Consider the following 19,493-nt stretch of genomic DNA (forward strand, 5'->3'; position numbering starts at 1 on the left):
TACAAAAGGGTTGGAGTGTGGTTAACCGCGCTTGGTCAGGCCCATTTTTGCCCGGCCCTCAGCCGGTGTCAGAACCCGGGCGCCGAGGCGGCTGAGGATTTCCGAGGCGCGTTCGACCAGTTGGCCATTGGTCGCCAACACGCCCTTGTCCAGCCAGATGTTGTCTTCCAGGCCGACCCGCACGTTGCCGCCCAGCAGCACCGCTTGCGCCGCCATCGGCATCTGCATGCGACCGATGCCGAACCCGGCCCACACTGCGTTTGCCGGCAGGTTGTCGACCATGGCTTTCATGGTGGTGGTGTCCGCCGGTGCGCCCCAAGGGATGCCCAGGCACAGCTGGAACAGCGGGTCGTCGAGCAGGCCTTCCTTGATCATCTGCTTGGCGAACCACAGGTGACCGGTGTCGAAAATTTCCAGCTCGGCTTTGACGCCCAGCTCTTGAATGCGTTTGGCGCCTGCACGCAGCTGCGCCGGGGTGGAGACGTAAATGGTGTCGCCGTCGCCGAAGTTCAGGGTGCCGCAATCGAGGGTGCAGATTTCCGGCAGCAGTTCTTCGACGTGGGCCAGACGGGTCAGCGGGCCGACCAGATCGGTGTTCGGGCCGAACTCCATCGGGTTCTCACCCGCGCCGATTTCCAGGTCGCCGCCCATGCCGGCAGTGAGGTTGACGATGATGTCGACGTCAGCTTCGCGGATGCGCTCCATGACTTCGCGGTACAGCGCCACGTCACGGCTGAATTTGCCGGTTTGCGGGTTGCGAACATGGCAGTGGACCACGGTGGCGCCGGCCTTGGCGGCTTCCACGGCGGCAGCAGCGATTTGTTTCGGGGTGACCGGCACGTGTGGGCTTTTGCTGGTCGTGTCGCCAGCACCGGTAAGTGCGCAGGTGATGATGACGTCGTGGTTCATGAGGTGGTTCCTTGCAGGCGTGGTGGTCCCGTTCGCAGCCCGGTCGGGCTGCGAATCGGTGGTTCGGTTTGGGTCTGTTTGCTGAAGAGCTACTTGCTGGTCAGTTGCAGGTTTTCAGCTGCTGGTTTGCCATCGAAGGTGGTTACACCTTCCAGCCAGCGCTGCTTGTCTTGCGGGTGATCTTTCAGCCATTGCTTGGCCGATTCGAAGGCGTCCTTGTGATCCAGCAGCGGCTGCATCATCCGGCTCTCGTCTTCGGCTGTGTAGGTCAGGTTGCTCAGTAAGCGGCCGATGTTCGGGCATTGCTCGGCGTAGGTCGGCGAAGTGACGGTCCAGACAGTCGCCATGCCTTCGTTCGGGCCCAGGGCGTCGTCGCTGCCGGTGAGGTAAGTCATCTTCACGTTGACGTTCATCGGGTGCGGCGCCCAGCCGAAGAACACGATGGCTTCGTTGCGTTTGGTCGCCCGGGTCACCGCCGACAGCATTCCGGCTTCGCTGGACTCGACCAGCTGGAATTTGCCGAGACCGAACTGGTTCTTGGCGATCATCTCTTTGATCTGCGTGTTGGCGCCCGAGCCTGGCTCGATGCCGTAGATCTTGCCGCCCAGCTCTTTCTCGAATTTGGCGATGTCGGCGAAGGTTTTCAGGCCCTTGTCGGCGAGGTAAGTCGGAACCGCGAGGGTGGCGCGGGCGTCTTTCAGGCTGGGCGCCTCAAGCACTTTGACCTGCTTGCCATCGACGAACGGCGTGATGGTTTGAGTCATCAGCGGGTTCCAGTAGCCCAGGAACAGGTCCAGGCGCTGGTCGCGGATCCCGGCGAAAATGATTTGCTGGGACGCGCTGGTTTGTTTGGTGTTGTAGCCGAGGCCGTCGAGCAGGACCTGGGTCATGGCGCTGGTGGCGATTACATCGGTCCAGTTCACGACGCCCATGCGCACGTTCTGGCACGATGCAGGTTCGGCGGCCATGACGCTGGCGCTCAGGAAAGCGGTACCGCTGAGTGCAAGAACACAGCTGCTGATCAGTCGTTTCATCTCAGGTTTCCTCGGCAGTTCGTTATTGTGGGTCCGGTCGTCTTTGTGCGCCGGTGATGCCAAGTTACGCAGCTAGGCGCCCATGAAAACGCACTGCGGCGACCAGCTCTTGCACTGCAGCGACCTGTGCTCTTGAATGCCGCTCGCAAGTGGCGTATCAACAGCACACGCTACCCGCGAATCGAGTGCGCTCCATGTCCCAGGATTTCTACTTCATGTTGATGCCGGGTTTCTCGGCCATCGGTTTCATCTCGGCCATCGAGCCGCTGCGGGTCGCCAATCGCTTTCGCGGCGAGCTGTATCGCTGGCACGTGCTGAGCGCGGATGGCGGGGCGGTTTTGGCCAGCAACGGCATGTCGGTCAACGCCGATGCAGCACTGGAACCGCTGAAGAAAGGCGCGACCTTATTGGTGGTCGCCGGTTTTGAACCGCTGAAATTCGCCACGCCAGCTCTGGAACACTGGCTGCGCCGACTGGACAACGAAGGCGTGACCCTCGGCGCCATCGACACCGGCAGCTTCGTTCTCGCCGAGGCCGGCTTACTTGATGGGCATCGCCTGACCCTGCACTGGGAAGCCATCGACGCGTTCAAGGAATCTTATCCACAGCTCAGCGTCACTCAGGAGCTGTTCGAGATCGACCGTCGGCGCATCACATCCGCTGGCGGCACCGCCTCCATTGACCTGATGCTCGACCTCATCGCCCAGGCCCACGGCCCGGAACTGGCGATCCAGGTTAGCGAACAATTCGTACTCGGCCGCATCCGCCCGCGCAAAGACCACCAGCGCATGGAAGTCGCCACGCGCTATGGCATCAACAACAAGAAGCTCGTTCACGTGATCGGCGAGATGGAACAGCACAGCGAACCGCCGCTGACCACGCTGGAGCTGGCGGAGTCGATCAAGGTGACGCGGCGGCAGCTGGAGCGGTTGTTTCGGTTGCACCTGAACGACACACCGAGCAATTTCTACCTGCGGTTAAGACTGGAGAAGGCGCGGCAGTTGCTGCGGCAGACCGATATGAGTGTGCTGGAAGTGAGCATTGCGTGCGGGTTTGAATCGCCGTCGTACTTCACCCGCAGTTATCGGGCGAAGTTTGAGCGGTGTCCGCGGGAAGACCGCCGACAAACCCAAAAGGCCTGACACCACCAACGGAAAAAACCGAATCCTGTAGGAGCGAGGCTTGCCCGCGAAGAGGCCGCCTCAATCGAAATCACCGTCGTTGACACTCCGCCTTCGCGGGCAAGCCTCGCTCCTACAGGTCGTGTCGCGTTTACTTTTTCATCAGTGCCGAACAGGCGGCTTTGTAAGCCTCATGCTGATACTTGTTCAGCGTCCCCGGCAGCTCAAAATCAAACTTCTTGTTCTGCGCATTGATCGTCTGCGGCGACAGCAGAATCACCTCGCAATTCTCCAGCAACTGAAAAACGCCCTCGATCTTGAACGTGGTCGGCCCACCGGCGAATTCGCCTTTCTTGCTGCGCTTCTTGATCGCGATCCGGTCGATTGAATTCTCACGGACAAACGACGCCACCTGAGCGGCAAAGACTTTGACGTTGGCGGCTTCGTCGTCATCGTCGAGGGCGATTTTCTTGGTGGCCAGGGCGACGTGGCTCAGTACCTGATCGTCGAGGGAGGCCACGGCGATGATCGCTTCGCTGCCTTTGATTTCGATGCCGCAGATTTTCATTTGAATCCCTCTACCAAATTATGGTGTGCAGCTTACCGCTCGCGTTGGCAGGGTGTAGAAACAATAAGCTCAGCTCTTAATCACTCCTGCCCAATCGACTCCAAAAACTCCGACCGCTCATCACTCATCCGCGCCACGCAATCGTTCTGCGCAATAGTGAACGCCTTGCTGCCGCTGGTCGCCGGAAACGCTTCAACTGTGCAATCCGCATCCCGGGTTTTCAGCCATTGCTGCTGGGCGGTCTTGAGTTTGGCGTTGATGTCGGCCAGTTGCGTCGGGTTCTTGCCGTAGAGCGTTTGCATGCGCTCGGTCAGGCTCTGGTAGTTGTCTTTGAGCAGGTCTTCGGCGGTGGTTCGGCTGTAGACCGAGCATTCCAGGGTCTGGACTTCGTTTTCGACCGCATCGCAGGGGTTGATGTCGGACTCTTCAGCCGCCTGTACGCCGGTCGCTATCAGTGCCATTGCCAGTAAGATCGATTTCATTGCGCCTCAGCCCCTTTTTTGGCCCAAATTCCGTAATGCGGCGAATTCTGGCCCATGCGCAAGTCCTTGAACAGGTGGCCCGCGACGTTCAACGACGACCCTTTGTCGCAGATTGACGCTTTCGGCAAACCCCCTGTCGTTTTTGCACCCGGCTGCACCGGTACTCAGGCATATGCTGGCCCCAAAGCGCCGGCACACGATTCGGCGCATGAATCGCTAATAGGGGACAGCCTGATGAGCCCAGCCGAATTGCACGCCGACAGCATCGTTATCGACGGGCTGATTATTGCCAAGTGGAACCGCGAGCTGTTTGAAGACATGCGCAAGGGCGGTCTGACCGCGGCCAACTGCACCGTGTCGGTGTGGGAGGGCTTTCAGGCCACCGTCAACAACATCGCCGCCAGCCAGAAGCTGATCCGCGAAAACAGCGACCTGGTGATTCCGGTTCGCACCACCGCCGACATCCGTAAAGCCAAGGAGCAGGGCAAGACCGGCATCCTGTTCGGCTTCCAGAATGCTCACGCCTTCGAAGACCAGATCGGCTATGTCGAGGTGTTCAAGCAGCTCGGCGTCGGTATCGTGCAGATGTGCTACAACACCCAGAACCTGGTCGGTACCGGTTGCTACGAGCGTGATGGCGGCCTGTCGGGCTTCGGTCGCGAAATCGTTGCCGAGATGAACCGCGTCGGGGTCATGTGCGACCTGTCCCACGTCGGTTCCAAGACTTCCGAAGAAGTCATCCTCGAATCGAAGAAACCGGTCTGCTACTCCCATTGCCTGCCGTCGGGTCTGAAAATTCACCCGCGCAACAAATCCGATGAAGAACTGAAGTTTATCGCCGACCACGGCGGTTTCGTCGGCGTGACCATGTTCGCGCCGTTCCTCGCCAAGGGCATCGATTCGACCATCGACGACTACGCCGAAGCCATCGAATACACCATGAACATCGTCGGCGAAGACGCCATCGGCATCGGCACCGACTTCACCCAGGGCCATGGCCAGGACTTCTTCGAATACCTGACCCATGACAAGGGCTACGCCCGCCGTCTGACCAGCTTCGGCAAGATCATCAACCCGCTGGGCATCCGCACCGTCGGCGAGTTCCCGAACCTGACCGAAACCCTGCTCAAGCGCGGCCATTCCGAGCGCGTGGTCCGCAAGATCATGGGCGAGAACTGGGTCAACGTCTTGAAAGATGTCTGGGGCGAATAAGCCGCCGCACCTCTGAATTCTTTCCCCCGGCCATCCGTGCCGGGGGCAACACCAAAATTTTTCTGGAGTTAAGTTTCCATGGCCAAGATCGCCCCGCAATTGCCTATCGAAGTCGACAGCGAAACCGGTGTCTGGACCTCCGACGCCCTGCCGATGCTGTACGTACCGCGTCATTTCTTCGTCAACAACCACATGGGCATCGAGGAAGTGCTGGGCGCCGACGCCTACGCCGAAATTCTCTACAAGGCCGGCTACAAGTCCGCCTGGCACTGGTGTGAAAAAGAAGCTGAATGCCACGGCCTGGAAGGCGTCGCGGTGTTCGAGCACTACATGAAGCGCCTGTCGCAACGCGGCTGGGGCCTGTTCAAGATCCAGGACATCGACCTCGACAAAGGCACCGCCAGCGTCAAGCTTGAACACTCCGCTTTCGTCTACGTGTACGGCAAGGTCGGGCGCAAGGTCGACTACATGTTCACTGGCTGGTTTGCCGGTGCCATGGACCAGATTCTGCAAGCCCGCGGCAGCAAGATTCGCACCGTTGCCGAACAAGTCTACGGTGGCTCCGAAGAAGGCCACGACGACGGTTTGTTCACCGTCAAGCCGTTGTAAGTCGAGGAACCCGCCATGGCTTTCGAAGCAATGTTCCAGCCGATCCAGATCGGCAAACTGACCATCCGTAACCGCGTGCTCAGCACCGCGCATGCCGAGGTCTACGCGACCGACGGCGGCATGACCACCGATCGGTACGTCAAGTATTACGAAGAGAAAGCCAAGGGCGGGATCGGCCTGGCGATTTGCGGCGGTTCGTCCGTGGTGGCTATCGACAGCCCGCAGGAGTGGTGGAGTTCGGTGAACCTGTCCACCGACCGCATTATTCCGCACTTCCAGAATCTGGCCGACGCCATGCACAAGCACGGCGCCAAGATCATGATTCAGATTACCCACATGGGCCGGCGTTCGCGCTGGGACGGTTTCAACTGGCCGACGCTGATGTCGCCGTCCGGCATCCGTGAACCGGTGCACCGCGCCACCTGCAAAACCATCGAGCCGGAAGAAATCTGGCGGGTGATCGGCAACTACGCCCAAGCGGCCCGCCGCGCCAAGGCCGGTGGCCTGGACGGTGTCGAGCTGTCTGCCGTGCACCAGCACATGATCGACCAGTTCTGGAGCCCGCGGGTCAACAAGCGTACAGACGAATGGGGCGGCAGCTTCGAAGGCCGCATGAAATTCGGTCTGGAAGTGTTGAAAGCCGTGCGCGCCGAAGTCGGTGATGATTTCTGCGTGGGCATGCGTATCTGTGGTGACGAATTCCACCCGGACGGCCTGTCCCACGAGGACATGAAGCAGATTGCCAAGTATTACGACGACACCGGCATGCTCGATTTCCTCGGCGTCGTGGGTTCGGGTTGCGACACCCACAACACCCTGGCCAACGTGATTCCGAACATGAGTTACCCGCCGGAGCCGTTCCTGCACCTGGCGGCCGGCATCAAGGAAGTGGTCAAGGTTCCGGTGCTGCACGCACAGAACATCAAGGACCCGAACCAGGCGACCCGTATTCTGGAGGGCGGTTACGTCGACATGGTCGGCATGACTCGCGCGCACATCGCTGACCCGCACCTGATCGCCAAGATCAAGATGGGTCAGATCGACCAGATCAAACAATGCGTCGGCGCGAACTACTGCATCGACCGTCAGTATCAAGGCCTGGATGTGTTGTGCATCCAGAACGCGGCGACCTCCCGTGAATACATGGGCCTGCCGCACATCATCGAAAAAACCACCGGCGTGAAACGCAAGGTGGTGGTGGTCGGTGCCGGTCCAGCGGGGATGGAAGCCGCCCGAGTGGCCGCCGAACGTGGCCACGACGTGACCCTGTTCGAGAAAAAGGAATTCATTGGCGGGCAGATCACCACGGCGTCGAAAGCGCCGCAGCGTGACCAGATCGCCGGTATCACCCGCTGGTATCAGCTGGAACTGGCACGGTTGAAAGTTGACCTGCGCCTGGGCACTGCGGCTGATGCACCGACCATCATGGACCTGCGTCCGGATGTGGTGGTGCTGGCTGTCGGCGGCCATCCGTTCCTGGAGCAGAACGAACACTGGGGCGCGGCTGAAGGCCTGGTGGTCAGCAGCTGGGACGTGCTCGACGGCAAGGTCGCGCCGGGCAAGAACGTGCTGGTCTACGACACTATTTGCGAGTTCACCGGGATGTCGACCGCCGACTTCCTCGCCGACAAGGGCAGCCAGGTCGAGATCGTCACCGACGACATCAAGCCGGGCGTCGCGATTGGCGGTACATCGTTCCCGACTTACTACCGCAGCATGTACCCGAAAGAAGTGATCATGACCGGGGACATGATGCTGGAGAAGGTCTACCGCGAAGGCGACAAGCTGGTGGCGGTGCTGGAAAACGAATACACCGGCGCCAAAGAGGAGCGGGTGGTCGACCAGGTGGTCGTGGAAAACGGCGTGCGCCCGGACGAAGAAATCTACTACGCGCTGAAGGACGGTTCGCGTAACAAAGGCCAGATCGACGTCGAAGCCTTGTTCGCGATCAAGCCGCAGCCATGCCTTGAGCAGAGCGGTGACGGCTACCTGCTGTTCCGCATCGGCGACTGCGTGGCCCAGCGTAACGTGCACGCGGCGATCTACGACGCGCTGCGGCTGTGCAAGGATTTCTAAGAGCTTGTGGATAACCCTGTAGGAGCGAGGCTTGCCCGCGAAGGCGTCCTGACATTCAACATTGTTGTCGGCTGACCCATCGCTTTCGCGGGCAAGCCTCGCTCCTACAGGAATCGGGCAAGGCATCCAGGTAGTTTGGCCTGCAAGACCCTGCGGTCTTTGGGAGCTCCACCATGTTGAACACCCTTCTTCCAATCCTGTTGTTCGCTGCCCTGGGCCTTGCTGTCCTCGGCGCGTTGCGGCGGGTGGCTATGTGGCGCCGGGGCCGAGCCTCCAAGGTCGACCTGATCGGTGGCCTGTTCGCCATGCCCAAGCGCTACATGGTCGATTTGCACCATGTTGTCGCGCGGGACAAATACATCGCCAACACCCACGTGGCCACGGCCGGTGGTGCGGTGGCGTCCATCGTGCTGGCGATTCTGGTGCACGGTTTCGGCTTGCATAACCGCATCCTCGGTTACGCGCTGTTGTTGATGACAGTGGTGATGTTCGTCGGTGCGATCTTTGTGTACCTGCGTCGTCGCAACCCGCCGGCTCGCCTGTCCAAAGGGCCGTGGATGCGCCTGCCGAAAAGCTTGCTGGCGTTCTCGGCGAGCTTCTTCCTGTTGACTCTGCCGGTCGCCGGCATCCTTCCGGAGAATTTTGGCGGTTGGGTGGTGGCAGCGATCCTCGGGATCGGCGTGCTGTGGGGCGTCAGCGAGTTGTTCTTCGGCATGACCTGGGGCGGGCCGATGAAGCACGCCTTCGCCGGTGCCCTGCACCTGGCCTGGCACCGTCGCGCCGAGCGTTTTGGCGGTGGTCGTTCCACCGGTTTGAAACCGCTCGACCTGAACGATCCAAGCGCACCGCTGGGCGTGGAAAAACCCAAGGATTTCACCTGGAACCAACTGCTCGGTTTCGATGCCTGTGTGCAGTGCGGTAAATGTGAAGCCGCGTGCCCGGCGTTCGCCGCCGGCCAGCCGCTGAACCCGAAAAAGCTGATTCAGGACATGGTCGTCGGCCTTGCCGGCGGCACCGATGCCAAGTTCGCCGGCAGCCCCTATCCGGGCAAAGCCATCGGCGAACACGCGGGCAACCCGCATCAACCGATCGTCAACGGTCTGGTGGACGCCGAAACCCTGTGGTCCTGCACCACCTGCCGTGCCTGCGTCGAGGAATGCCCGATGATGATCGAGCACGTCGATGCCATCGTCGACATGCGTCGCCATCTGACCCTGGAAAAAGGCGCGACCCCGAACAAGGGCGCCGAAGTCCTGGAAAACCTGATTGCCACCGACAACCCTGGCGGTTTCGCACCGGGTGGGCGGATGAACTGGGCGGCGGATTTGAACCTCAATCTGCTCAGCGAGAAAAAATCCACCGACGTGTTGTTCTGGGTCGGCGACGGCGCCTTCGACATGCGCAACCAGCGCACCCTGCGTGCCTTCGTCAAAGTGCTGAAAGCGGCCAAGGTCGACTTCGCGGTACTCGGCCTCGAAGAACGCGACAGCGGTGACGTAGCCCGACGTCTAGGCGACGAAGCGACCTTCCAGTTGCTGGCCAAGCGCAACATCCAGACCCTGGCCAAGTACAGTTTCAACCGCATCGTCACCTGCGACCCGCACAGCTTCCACGTGCTGAAAAACGAATACGGCGCCTTCGACGGCAACTACCTGGTGCAGCACCACAGCACCTACATGGCCGAAATCATCGACGCCGGCGCGCTCAATCTCGGCCAGCACAAAGGCAGCAGCGTGACCTATCACGACCCGTGCTACCTCGGTCGCTACAACGGCGAATACGAGGCGCCGCGAGAAGTGCTGCGCGCCCTCGGGATTGAAGTGAAAGAGATGCAACGCTCCGGTTTCCGTTCACGCTGCTGCGGCGGCGGTGGCGGCGCGCCGATCACCGACATTCCGGGCAAGCAGCGGATCCCCGACATGCGCATGGAAGACATCCGCGAAACCGGCGCCGAACTGGTGGCCGTGGGTTGTCCACAATGCACCGCGATGCTCGAAGGCGTGGTCGAACCACGTCCGTTGATCAAGGACATCGCCGAGCTGGTGGCGGACGCATTGCTTGAAGACGCAGCGCCAAGCAAACCGTCCACACCGGCCCAACGTGAACCTGCGGAGGCCCACTGATGAGCGACATTATCCGCCGCGACCCCCGCGCCGAATGGATTGCCCGTAACCGCCTGCACCCGCTGCACGCGGCCATGCAGCCGGCGCAACACAGCTGGATGGGGCCGAACGGCATCATTCGCAAGAACCCGCATGGCATCGGTTTTATCGGTCCCAACGGCATCAAGCGCATCGACCGCAGCGGCGCGCAGCAGGGCGGGGCGACCAAACGCTCGGCCGCTGTTGAAGTGCAATTGCCGCTGCATCAAGTGCCAGCACCTGCGTTTTACATCAGCGTGGTGCCGGACATGGTCGGTGGCCGCTTGAGCAGCCACGACAAGGATTTGCTCGGCCTGGCCCACCAGCTGGCCGGCAAGGACGGCGCGGTGTTGGCCGTGGTCTTCGGCGAACACAAGGAAAACGCCTTTGCCACCACCGGCGTCGATCGTTTGCTGGTACTTGAAGGCGACGAATTCAGTGGTTATGCACCGGAGCAACGTGTCCAGGGCCTGCGGGCTGTGGATAACCAGTTCAGCCCCCGTCACTGGCTGCTGCCGGACAGCCGCAGCGGTGGCGGCGAACTCGGTCGGCGCTTTGCCGCTGCACTGGGCGAACGCCCGGCCACGCGGGTCTGGCAGGTCAAGGATCAGGAATGCATCGGCCGCGCTGGCGCCGGGTTGCAAGACCTTGCGCGTCCGGTCGCACGCTTGATTCTGGCCGCCGCTGAATGCGCCGAGCCGGTCAGCGAAACCCGTCATGAAGCCTTGCCGGTGGAGTTATCCACAACCGTGGCGCGCAGCTTGTCGCGGATCGAGGATCTGGGCGCTGTGGCCGTGGACCCGGCAGCCATTCCGATGGCCGAAGCAGAGTTCATCTTCTCCGGCGGCAACGGCGTCAAGGACTGGGGACTTTTCCACAGGACTGCCGAAGCGCTCGGCGCCACCGAAGGCGCATCCCGTGTGGCGGTGGACGATGGCTTCATGGCCCGTGATCGTCAGGTCGGCGCGTCCGGCACGTGGGTCACTGCGAGGGTCTACGTGGCGGTGGGGATTTCCGGGGCGATCCAGCACCTGCAAGGCATCGGTGCCTGCGACAAGGTGGTGGCGATCAACCTCGACCCAGGTTGCGACATGATCAAACGGGCCGACCTGTCGGTGATCGGCGAGAGTGCCGAGATTCTTCAAGCCTTGATCGATGCGATAGCGGCTTATCGCGACGACGCCAAGCGCGATGCGGCTTAAGGGAAGGAAAGGGTTATGAGCACGAAAATCATCAGCCTGGTGTCCATCGGCGCCCACCCGACCTCCGGCCGGCCACGTCGCGCGGAGCAGGATGCGCGGGCGGTGGAACTGGGTCTGCAACTGGCTGGGGATAACTTGCAAGTGCTGCATGCCGGCGACGTCGCGGAGCCTGCACTGCGCGCCTATCTGGGCATGGGCCTGGAACAACTGCACGTGCTGGAACAACCATCCGGCGCGGATGCCTTGCCGGCGTTGACCGCCTATTTGCGTGATGCCGGAGCACAAGTCGTGCTGACTGGCAGCCAGGCAGAAACCGGCGAAGGCTCGGGCATGCTGCCGTTCCTGCTGGCGGAAAACCTCGGCTGGCCGCTGGTGGTCGGGCTGGCTCAGGTTGAATCCATCGATGGCAGTTCGGCGCTTGTCCTTCAAGCGTTGCCCCGTGGTCAGCGCCGTCGTTTGAAGGTGCGGCTGCCGTTCCTGGCGACTGTGGATAACGCGGCGCCGAAGCCTCGTCAGAGCGCGTACGGCCCGGCCCGGCGTGGTGTGTTGCAGGCGGATGAAGTCGAAGTGATCGATGATGAGTTGCTGGCCGTATCGACGCTGCAACCGGCCAAGCCTCGGCCTAAACGCTTGAAGGTGATCAAGGCCAAAAGCGGCGCGGACCGGATGAAAGCGGCGACAGCCAAAGCCAGTGGCGGCGGCGGGCAGGTGCTCAAAGGCGTCACGGCGCAAGCGGGTGCCGAAGCGATTCTCAAATTGCTGATCGAAGAAGGCGTGGTCCGCTAACCGCGAATCTGCACAGAACTAATGTAGGAGTGAGCCTGCTCGCGATGGTGGTGTATCAGTTGACATCTATTCAGCTGATACACCGCTATCGCGAGCAGGCTCGCTCCCACAGGGGGAAAGTTTAATGACCGTCAAATTTCGTTCGGCCTTGCGCAGCGACGCGCGGGAAATTGCCCGTTTGTTCCAGATTTCCTCAGAGGGCGCTTCGGATTACATCTGGAGCCAACTCGCCGAACCCGGCCAGGACCTGTTGGACGTCGGCGCCCTGCGTTACGCCCGTGACGACGTGGATTTCTCCTACCAGAACTGCCTCATCGCCGAGGCCGACGGCCACGTCATCGGCATGATGCACAGCTATGTGATGCGCCACGATCCACTGGCCGAGCCCACCACCGATCCGGTGCTGGCGCCGTATGCCGACATGGAAATCCCCGACACGCTCTACATCTCCAGCCTCGCGCTGCATGAAGGCTGGCGCAACCAGGGTCTTGGCAAACAGTTCCTCGCCCACGCTCACGAACGCGCCCGCCAGTTGGGGCTCAAGGGCTTGAGCCTGATCGACTACGCCGTCAACACCGGCGCCCGTCGGTTCTATGAGCGGCATGGTTTCCGCATCGTCGATACCTGCCAGATCACGCCACACCCGATGATTCGGGTGACCGGCGACGCTTACCTCATGCAATGGCCCTAGTGAGCTACATTTCTTAATGAGCGGCCCGAGGCGGCAGCAGCGCTGATTCATAAAACTCGTTTTCAGGAATGGGTTGCCGATGAACACGGTCAGTCGGCGTGAGACATGTCTGATCTGTGGCGTGATGCTGGTTGTGATGGCTGCGGCCGCTGAAACCCGCCAGGGCGATCCGGATTTCTATCAATGGATCGACTCTGCGCAGGGGCGGCATGCCTCCCTGGCGCAAATGAAGCAACACTGCGATCAGGTGTTGGCGCCTGATAAAAACCTCAATTGTTCAGTCACCGTTCTCGCCAGAATGTTCGAGACCAAGGCCGCCAATCAGCTGCCCGACTACTACCTGGCAATCAAGCGGCGCCATGCTCAAGCCATCGCCAATGACCCTGAACTCCAACAGTTGTTCTCCATGTTCGGCCGTGAATCAATCGCGACCTTGCGGCAGATCGCCGATTTCTCGCTGACAAGATCACCGCGACGCGAAGTGCTGCCGATTCATCCTTCCCCAAACGATGGCCACGAGACGAATGAGGTGCTGCCGTACCTCGATGTAAGAGCCGCCAACGGTGTTTCGGCGCGGTTCATTCTTGATACGGGCGCCCCGCAAACCCGGGTCAACAGCGAAACCGCGAAGCAGATGGGCATCAAGCTGCTGAGCGACTCTGATTACGGCTACAGCACCTTCTACGGCGAGCGGGACCTGGCGGCCAAGCTCGGAATCCTTGAGTCCCTGAAGATCGGTGCAAGCGAGTTCAGGAACGTCCTGGTGTTTGTCAGTGATCGGGATAACTTATTGGGGCTCGACCTGATCGGTAAGCTGGGACGATTGAACATTACGAAAAAGACGCTGGAGATCAACGCTGCGGCGCCCACACGATGCGATTCGCCGGTCACCTTCGTCCGTATCGACATCAATCAACGATTGACCCTTGCTGCGCGGCTGGATCGGCGTGCGACCGTGGCGATTATCGACACCGGCAATGTGGATTACCTGACATCGGCCTCGCCCGGCACTTCACCTGTTCATGTCATCGATAAGCCGCACCACCAAATCTTCAAGGGCGAGTTGAGCTTGTCCGGGCGTACGCGTCTGATCGCCTACAAGTACTACCCGGACTTTACGATCCCGCCGTCGATGCTGCTTGGGCAGTACGTGCCGTCGATTTTGCTCGGGTGGCGTGCATTCAATGATTACGAGTTGAATCTGGATATTGCTTCAGGCTTGTCCTGTTTCAACAGGGTTTGATCACGGTTACCCACAATCCCTGTTAGCGCTTCTGTGGATAACGTGTTCGCCCATCGCTACACGCCATACAAATAAAGCCCTGCAAGCCTTCGTACAAAAAACAACCAGCCTAAGTTGCGGTTTTTTCGGGCTTTTTCCAGAGGATAAGTCTGTTCGTTCGCCAATACTTGCCCCCAAACTCTGTTGGCGCTTCTGTGGATAAGATGTTCGCTGTCCGCTACAGGCCATGTAAACCGGGCCTGTTAGCTGCATGATTAAAAAGTGATCAATTTGCCGGTTTGGAGGGGCGAGCCTCGCGCAAACCCTGATTTATCGCGGCTTTCGGCGGTTTTCCACAGAGGCGGCGAAGTTGCCCCCAAAGTCTGTTGGCGCTTCTGTGGATAAGGTGTTCGCCATCCGCTGTAGGCCACGTACTGCGTGGCTTTCAGGTGTCAGATCAAAAAACAACCAATCGCTGTTCAAAACCCTTGGTCTGGATAAGTCACGGATTTTCTTCGGTTTCTGTGGAGAAAGTTAGGGGGCGTCGCACACTTGTCCCCATTAGCTGTGGGTGGAGGTGTGGATAACTTGTTTGCGGAAGGCTGGAAGCCACGAACGGCATAGCGCTGAACGGAATAGATCATATTTCGTACAGTTCTAATGTCGCGGAGAGTCAGAAGGGGATGTGTTGCGAGGGATGGCGCCATCGCGAGCAAGCTTGCTCCTACATTTGATCTTCGGTGCGCCAAAGATCCCCTGTGGGAGCGAGCCTGCTCGCGATGCTTTTGATCTTTAACCCTGAACCGGAACCCCTTTGAGGTAAGGCGCAGGCTCAGCGCCGAGGTTGTTCAGCAGACGCTCGCTGTACCAATCCACAAAATTCACCACACCAAACTCATAGGTCTTGGAGTAAGGCCCAGGCTGGTAAGCCGAGGAGTTGATGCCGCGCTGGTTTTCTTCAGCCAGGCGACGGTCCTGGTCGTTGGTGGCATCCCAGACCTGGCGCATGCGCTCCACGTCGTAGTCGACGCCTTCGACGGCATCCTTGTGCACGATCCACTTGGTGGTGACCATGGTTTCCTGCGCGCTGATCGGCCACACGGTGAAGACGATGATGTGGTCGCCCATGCAGTGGTTCCACGAGTGCGGCAGGTGCAGGATGCGCATCGAGCCCAGGTCCGGGTTCTTGATGCGGCCCATGAGTTTGGCGCAACCCTGTTTGCCGTCCATGGTCATCGACACGGTGCCTTTGAGCAGCGGCATGCGCACGATGCGGTTACGCAGGCCGAAGCTGGCGTGGGCGTAAGGGATCTTCTCGGCTTCCCAGGCAGCGGCGGAAGCGGCGACGTGGTCCTTGAACGCCTGGTCGGCGCGCGGGTCGGTAACGTCGTCCCATTCCAGCAGGGTTTTCAGCAGTTCCGGGTGCGACGCGTTGCAGTGGTAGCACTCGCGGTTGTTTTCCAGCACCAGTTTCCAGTTGGCCTTTTCCATCAAGGTGGTTTGCACCGCCACCTTGGTGTTTTCCATGTCGTACGGTTCCATGTAATGGTTCAGCGTCGACAGGAAGTCATCGATGGCCGGCGGATTCTCCGACAGGCTGATGAAGATATAGCCGCCGGCGGTCTTCACGTTCACCGGTTTGAGGCCGTACTGCTTCATGTCGAAATCGGCGCCCATCTCGGTGCCGGCGAACAGCAGGCGGCCGTCCAGCTCGTAGGTCCACTGGTGGTAGTGGCAGACCAGCTTGGCGACTTTGCCTTTTTCACTGGTGCACAGCCGTGAGCCGCGGTGACGGCAGACGTTGTGGAAGGCGTGAACCACGCCTTCGGCGCCGCGAATCACGATGATCGGGTTCTTGCCGACTTGCAGGGTCAGGTAGTTGCCCTTGGTCGGGATTTCGCAGGTCATGCCGGCGATCAACCACTCTTTCTGGAAGATCTCCTGCATGTCGATATCAAACAGCCGCTCGTCAGAGTAAAACGGCTGCGGCAGCGAGAAGGTGCGCTCGCGCTCTTGCAGCATCTGCGCGGTGGCCTTGCGTGCGGGTTCCAGCGGATCGCCCAGGCTGATTTTTGCGGTGACGTCCATCGTGTATATCCTCAAGGCCATCTGCGTGGCCGCGAAAGTGGCTGATCAGGGTTGCTACGCAAGGTGTAAAGGTTATGTCTTGGTATGGGGCGAGTGTGGGGCCGGCGTTGCCCGGAACCTTATCCATGGGCGACATGGCCCAATCTGTTCCCGACGCGTAACCCCCGGCAGTTGGGGGCTGGTCGCGATAAGTATGTGAATGTCGCAGATAGGTAAATGGGTGGTCTGCGCTATACGCAGAATCGTCAACATAAGGCCGACCATCGGCGGTGGAGAACAGCATGTCCAACAGCTTCCTGAATCCGGTAACCACCCAGACCTGGGCCAATGGCCGACACATCGTCCGTTGCGTCAAAGTCATCCAGGAAACCTGGGATGTGCGCACCTTCTGCTTTATGGCCGACCAGCCGATCATGTTCTTCTTCAAGCCGGGGCAATTCGTCACCCTGGAGCTGGAAATCGATGGCCAGCAGATCATGCGTTCGTACACCATTTCCAGTTCGCCCTCGGTGCCGTACAGCTTTTCGGTCACGATCAAGCGCGTGCCGGGCGGCAAGGTTTCGAACTGGCTGCACGACACCCTGCATGAAGGCTATGAGCTGGCGGTGCACGGCCCGGTCGGGCTGTTTAACGCGATCGACTTCCCGAACCCGAAAGTGCTGTACCTCAGTGGCGGCGTGGGCATCACGCCGTGCATGTCCATGGCCCGCTGGTTCTTCGATACCAACGGCAATGTCGACATGGCGTTTATCCACAGCGCCCGCTCGCCGAAAGACATCATTTATCACCGCGAGCTGGAACACATGGCGGCGCGGATCGAAAATTTCAGCCTGCACCTGATCTGTGAAAAACATGGTTTCGGTGAGCCATGGGCCGGTTATCGCGGTTATCTGAACCACAAGATGCTGGAACTGATGGTCCCGGACTTCCTTGAACGCGAAGTGTTCTGCTGCGGCCCGACGCCTTACATGAACGCGGTCAAGCGCCTGCTGGAAAACGCCGGCTTCAATATGAAGCACTACCACGAGGAATCGTTCGGCGCCACGCCGCCAGAGGCGATCGCCGATGCCGTGGAGAATGCCGAGCAGGCCGCTGACGCGCCGGAAATCGATGCGGCTGATTTGCATGAGGTGGAATTCACCGCCTCGGGCAAGAGCATCCGCGTGGCACCGGGCGAGACCGTGCATGCGGCTGCCGCCAAGGTCGGCCTGATGATTCCGAAAGCTTGCGGCATGGGCATTTGCGGCACCTGCAAGGTGCTCAAGCTTGGCGGCGAAGTGGAGATGGACCACAACGGCGGGATCACCGAAGAAGACGAAGCCGAAGGGTTCATCCTGTCGTGCTGCAGCGTGCCGAAGGGCGACGTTCGCATCGAGTATTGATACACGCCGCGCAACCTGTGGGAGCGAGCCTGCTCGCGATGGCTGCGGTACATTCAACATCAATGTTGGCTGGTCTGCCGCTATCGCCGGCAAGCCGGTCTCGCTCCCACAGGTGCGGTGTTTTTCAGTCGACGAATAGGTCTGGCATCAGCTTGTCGTTGGTGCCGGGCTCAAAGCGGTAATGATCGAATTCGGTTACGCCGTGCTCCCGCAGAATTTCCTCATCAATCAGCAGCCGACCGGTGATGCTGCGACCGCTGCTGTCCAGGATGGCGTGAGCAGCATCCGCCATGATTTCCGGCGTGCGCGCATGTTTGAAGGATTCACGCGAACCTAGCTGAAATTCGATGGCGGCGGTGGCGATCATCGTCTGCGGCCACAGCGAGTTGACACTGATCCCGTAATTCTTGAATTCCTCGCTCATGCCCAACGTGAGCATGCTCATGCCGTATTTGGTCACGGTGTACGGGCTGTATTGGGCGAACCACTTGGTTGCCAGGTTCAGTGGTGGTGACAAGTTGAGGATATGACCGCTGCTTTTCTTCAGGTAAGGCAGGGCTGCCTGGCTGCACAGCAATACGGCGCGGGTGTTGATCTGGTGCATCAGGTCAAAGCGCTTGAGCTCGATGTGCTGAACCCCGGTCAGCTTGATCGCGCCGGCGTTGTTGACCAGCGCATCGATGCCGCCGAAATGCTCGTTGGCCTGGGCCAGTGCCTCACGCACCGCGACTTCATCTCGAACGTCTACCTGCAGCGCCAGCGCCTTGCCGCCGGCGGCTTCGACTTCCTTTGCGACACTGAAAATCGTGCCCGGCAATTTGGCGTGCGGCTCGGCACTTTTGGCTGCAATCACGATGTTGGCCCCATCGCGCGCGGCCCGCAGCGCGATCTCACGACCAATCCCGCGGCTGGCGCCGGTGATGAACAGGGTTTTGCCTTGAAGGGACATGCGTGCGCTCCTGATTATTGTTATCTGAGCGCTTCAATGTAGACCAACATGCGTGGTGCATCTTGCTGGCGAGGGCGGTGTGTCAGGCATACCGCGTTGCGGCAATCGCCAGCAGGCTGGCTCCTACAGGGTTTGTGTCGTACGCAGGATGGGAGGCAGGGCGCGAATTTGTAGGAGCCGGCTTGCCGGCGATGGCGGTGTGTCAGGTGCACCGCGTCGTCTGGATCGCCAGCAAGCCGGCTCCTACAGGGTTTGTGTCGTACGCGGGATGGGAGGTAGGGCGGGGATTTGTAGGAGCCGGCTTGCCGGCGATGGCGGTGTGTCAGGTGCACCGCGTCGCGGCAATCGCCAGCAAGCTGGCTCCTACGGGGTTTGTGTTGTTAGCGGGACATCACTTCGCGAATATCCGCTGCCAATTCACGTACGCGTTCTTCCTCGGTGTCCCAGGAGCACATGAAGCGGGCGCCGCCGTTGCCGATGAAGGTGTAGAAGCGCCAGCCCTTGGCGGTCAGTGCGGCGATGGCCGGTTCCGAGAGTTGCAGGAACACGCCGTTGGCCTGCACCGGGAACATCAGCTCCACGCCCTGGATATCGCTGACCAGTTCCGCCAGCAGTTGCGCACAATGGTTGGCGTGGCGGGCGTATTTGAGCCAGGCGTCGTTTTCCAGGATCCCGACCCACGGCGCCGAGAGGAAGCGCATTTTCGAGGCCAGTTGCCCGGCCTGCTTGCAGCGGTAGTCGAAGTCTTCGGCCAGTTTGTGGTTGAAGAACAGAATCGCCTCACCCACTGCCATGCCGTTTTTCGTGCCGCCGAAGCACAGCACGTCAACACCAGCCTTCCAGGTCAGGTCGGCCGGTGTGCAGCCGAGGAACGCGCAGGCGTTGGAGAAACGCGCGCCGTCCATGTGCAGGTTCAGCCCGAGTTCTTTGCAGGTTGCGCTGATGGCGCGGATTTCTTCCGGGGTGTAGACGCTGCCGACTTCGGTGGCCTGGGTCAGGGTCACGACGCGCGGTTTCGGGT

At 60.3% G+C, this 19,493-nt stretch carries 17 protein-coding genes; 10 read left to right on the top strand and 7 right to left on the bottom strand.

Annotated features, from left to right (window positions below; translation table 11 throughout):
• Positions 1-21 precede the first annotated feature (21 nt).
• Positions 22-909, bottom strand: a complete 888-nt coding sequence (locus tag KGA97_RS16775) for a 3-keto-5-aminohexanoate cleavage protein (RefSeq protein WP_008033258.1) — start codon at positions 907-909, stop codon at positions 22-24.
• Positions 910-998: 89 nt separating this feature from the next.
• Positions 999-1,943 carry a choline ABC transporter substrate-binding protein gene (locus tag KGA97_RS16780; RefSeq protein WP_008033257.1) on the bottom strand — a complete coding sequence of 315 codons (945 nt, stop codon included), beginning with the start codon at positions 1,941-1,943 and terminating at the stop codon, positions 999-1,001.
• A gap of 194 nt (positions 1,944-2,137) precedes the next feature.
• Between KGA97_RS16780 and KGA97_RS16785 the strand changes: the two genes are divergently transcribed.
• The gene (locus tag KGA97_RS16785) at positions 2,138-3,085 is read left to right on the top strand and encodes a GlxA family transcriptional regulator (protein WP_223481125.1); all 948 of its coding nucleotides are present in this window, start codon (positions 2,138-2,140) and stop codon (positions 3,083-3,085) included.
• 130 nt (positions 3,086-3,215) lie between these two features.
• Here the strand turns inward: KGA97_RS16785 and KGA97_RS16790 are convergent, their stop codons facing one another.
• On the bottom strand, positions 3,216-3,632 hold the full coding sequence (locus tag KGA97_RS16790) for a DUF3010 family protein (protein WP_223481126.1): 417 nt from the start codon (positions 3,630-3,632) through the stop codon (positions 3,216-3,218).
• An 80-nt stretch (positions 3,633-3,712) separates the two neighbouring features.
• Complete coding sequence (locus KGA97_RS16795) at positions 3,713-4,114, bottom strand: lysozyme inhibitor LprI family protein (protein ID WP_008044811.1); 402 nt, start codon at positions 4,112-4,114, stop codon at positions 3,713-3,715.
• A gap of 234 nt (positions 4,115-4,348) precedes the next feature.
• Between KGA97_RS16795 and KGA97_RS16800 the strand changes: the two genes are divergently transcribed.
• From KGA97_RS16800 to KGA97_RS16835, 8 genes are all read left to right on the top strand, one after another.
• Complete coding sequence (locus KGA97_RS16800) at positions 4,349-5,326, top strand: dipeptidase (protein ID WP_008033250.1); 978 nt, start codon at positions 4,349-4,351, stop codon at positions 5,324-5,326.
• 78 nt (positions 5,327-5,404) lie between these two features.
• Positions 5,405-5,935, top strand: coding sequence for a DUF5943 domain-containing protein (locus tag KGA97_RS16805; RefSeq protein ID WP_008033249.1), 531 nt, complete (start codon positions 5,405-5,407; stop codon positions 5,933-5,935).
• Positions 5,936-5,950: 15 nt separating this feature from the next.
• Complete coding sequence (gene dgcA / locus KGA97_RS16810) at positions 5,951-8,011, top strand: dimethylglycine demethylation protein DgcA (protein ID WP_008033247.1); 2,061 nt, start codon at positions 5,951-5,953, stop codon at positions 8,009-8,011.
• Between the two features lie 173 nt (positions 8,012-8,184).
• Positions 8,185-10,134: a dimethylglycine demethylation protein DgcB gene (dgcB, locus tag KGA97_RS16815; protein ID WP_192227589.1), complete on the top strand. Its 1,950-nt coding sequence runs from the start codon at positions 8,185-8,187 to the stop codon at positions 10,132-10,134.
• On the top strand, positions 10,134-11,354 hold the full coding sequence (locus KGA97_RS16820; RefSeq protein ID WP_223481127.1) for an electron transfer flavoprotein subunit alpha/FixB family protein: 1,221 nt from the start codon (positions 10,134-10,136) through the stop codon (positions 11,352-11,354). Before dgcB ends, KGA97_RS16820 begins: the two co-directional genes overlap by 1 nt.
• 15 nt (positions 11,355-11,369) lie before the next feature.
• A complete protein-coding gene (locus KGA97_RS16825) occupies positions 11,370-12,140 on the top strand; it encodes an electron transfer flavoprotein subunit beta (protein ID WP_008044824.1) in 771 nt (256 codons plus the stop codon).
• Positions 12,141-12,264: 124 nt separating this feature from the next.
• The gene (locus KGA97_RS16830; protein WP_223434078.1) at positions 12,265-12,831 is read left to right on the top strand and encodes a GNAT family N-acetyltransferase; all 567 of its coding nucleotides are present in this window, start codon (positions 12,265-12,267) and stop codon (positions 12,829-12,831) included.
• A 79-nt stretch (positions 12,832-12,910) separates the two neighbouring features.
• Positions 12,911-14,074 (top strand): retropepsin-like aspartic protease, encoded by a 1,164-nt coding sequence (locus KGA97_RS16835; protein WP_223481128.1) that lies wholly within the window; start codon positions 12,911-12,913, stop codon positions 14,072-14,074.
• A 771-nt stretch (positions 14,075-14,845) separates the two neighbouring features.
• Here the strand turns inward: KGA97_RS16835 and gbcA are convergent.
• Positions 14,846-16,141, bottom strand: coding sequence for a glycine-betaine demethylase subunit GbcA (gbcA, locus tag KGA97_RS16840; protein WP_008044830.1), 1,296 nt, complete (start codon positions 16,139-16,141; stop codon positions 14,846-14,848).
• A gap of 281 nt (positions 16,142-16,422) precedes the next feature.
• Here gbcA and gbcB point away from each other — a divergent pair, with 281 nt between their 5' ends.
• On the top strand, positions 16,423-17,523 hold the full coding sequence (gene gbcB, locus KGA97_RS16845) for a glycine-betaine demethylase subunit GbcB (RefSeq protein WP_192227594.1): 1,101 nt from the start codon (positions 16,423-16,425) through the stop codon (positions 17,521-17,523).
• 124 nt (positions 17,524-17,647) lie between these two features.
• Here gbcB and KGA97_RS16850 read toward each other — a convergent pair whose 3' ends face one another.
• On the bottom strand, positions 17,648-18,472 hold the full coding sequence (locus KGA97_RS16850; RefSeq protein ID WP_207284839.1) for an SDR family oxidoreductase: 825 nt from the start codon (positions 18,470-18,472) through the stop codon (positions 17,648-17,650).
• Positions 18,473-18,852: 380 nt separating this feature from the next.
• A partial coding sequence (locus KGA97_RS16855) for a threonine aldolase family protein (protein WP_263293533.1) occupies positions 18,853-19,493 on the bottom strand: 641 nt, incomplete at its 5' end.

It is taken from the genome of Pseudomonas sp. BF-B-15, assembly GCF_019946675.1.
Lineage (GTDB): Bacteria > Pseudomonadota > Gammaproteobacteria > Pseudomonadales > Pseudomonadaceae > Aquipseudomonas > Aquipseudomonas migulae.

Excerpts from the sequence above, each read along its gene's own strand:
- KGA97_RS16775 (WP_008033258.1), bottom strand. The coding sequence starts at position 909 with ATGAACCACGACGTCATCATCACCTGCGCACTTACCGGTGCTGGCGAC.
- KGA97_RS16780 (WP_008033257.1), bottom strand. The coding sequence starts at position 1,943 with ATGAAACGACTGATCAGCAGCTGTGTTCTTGCACTCAGCGGTACCGCT.
- KGA97_RS16785 (WP_223481125.1), top strand. The coding sequence starts at position 2,138 with ATGTCCCAGGATTTCTACTTCATGTTGATGCCGGGTTTCTCGGCCATC.
- KGA97_RS16790 (WP_223481126.1), bottom strand. The coding sequence starts at position 3,632 with ATGAAAATCTGCGGCATCGAAATCAAAGGCAGCGAAGCGATCATCGCC.
- KGA97_RS16795 (WP_008044811.1), bottom strand. The coding sequence starts at position 4,114 with ATGAAATCGATCTTACTGGCAATGGCACTGATAGCGACCGGCGTACAG.
- KGA97_RS16800 (WP_008033250.1), top strand. The coding sequence starts at position 4,349 with ATGAGCCCAGCCGAATTGCACGCCGACAGCATCGTTATCGACGGGCTG.
- KGA97_RS16805 (WP_008033249.1), top strand. The coding sequence starts at position 5,405 with ATGGCCAAGATCGCCCCGCAATTGCCTATCGAAGTCGACAGCGAAACC.
- dgcA (WP_008033247.1), top strand. The coding sequence starts at position 5,951 with ATGGCTTTCGAAGCAATGTTCCAGCCGATCCAGATCGGCAAACTGACC.
- dgcB (WP_192227589.1), top strand. The coding sequence starts at position 8,185 with ATGTTGAACACCCTTCTTCCAATCCTGTTGTTCGCTGCCCTGGGCCTT.
- KGA97_RS16820 (WP_223481127.1), top strand. The coding sequence starts at position 10,134 with ATGAGCGACATTATCCGCCGCGACCCCCGCGCCGAATGGATTGCCCGT.
- KGA97_RS16825 (WP_008044824.1), top strand. The coding sequence starts at position 11,370 with ATGAGCACGAAAATCATCAGCCTGGTGTCCATCGGCGCCCACCCGACC.
- KGA97_RS16830 (WP_223434078.1), top strand. The coding sequence starts at position 12,265 with ATGACCGTCAAATTTCGTTCGGCCTTGCGCAGCGACGCGCGGGAAATT.
- KGA97_RS16835 (WP_223481128.1), top strand. The coding sequence starts at position 12,911 with ATGAACACGGTCAGTCGGCGTGAGACATGTCTGATCTGTGGCGTGATG.
- gbcA (WP_008044830.1), bottom strand. The coding sequence starts at position 16,141 with ATGGACGTCACCGCAAAAATCAGCCTGGGCGATCCGCTGGAACCCGCA.
- gbcB (WP_192227594.1), top strand. The coding sequence starts at position 16,423 with ATGTCCAACAGCTTCCTGAATCCGGTAACCACCCAGACCTGGGCCAAT.
- KGA97_RS16850 (WP_207284839.1), bottom strand. The coding sequence starts at position 18,472 with ATGTCCCTTCAAGGCAAAACCCTGTTCATCACCGGCGCCAGCCGCGGG.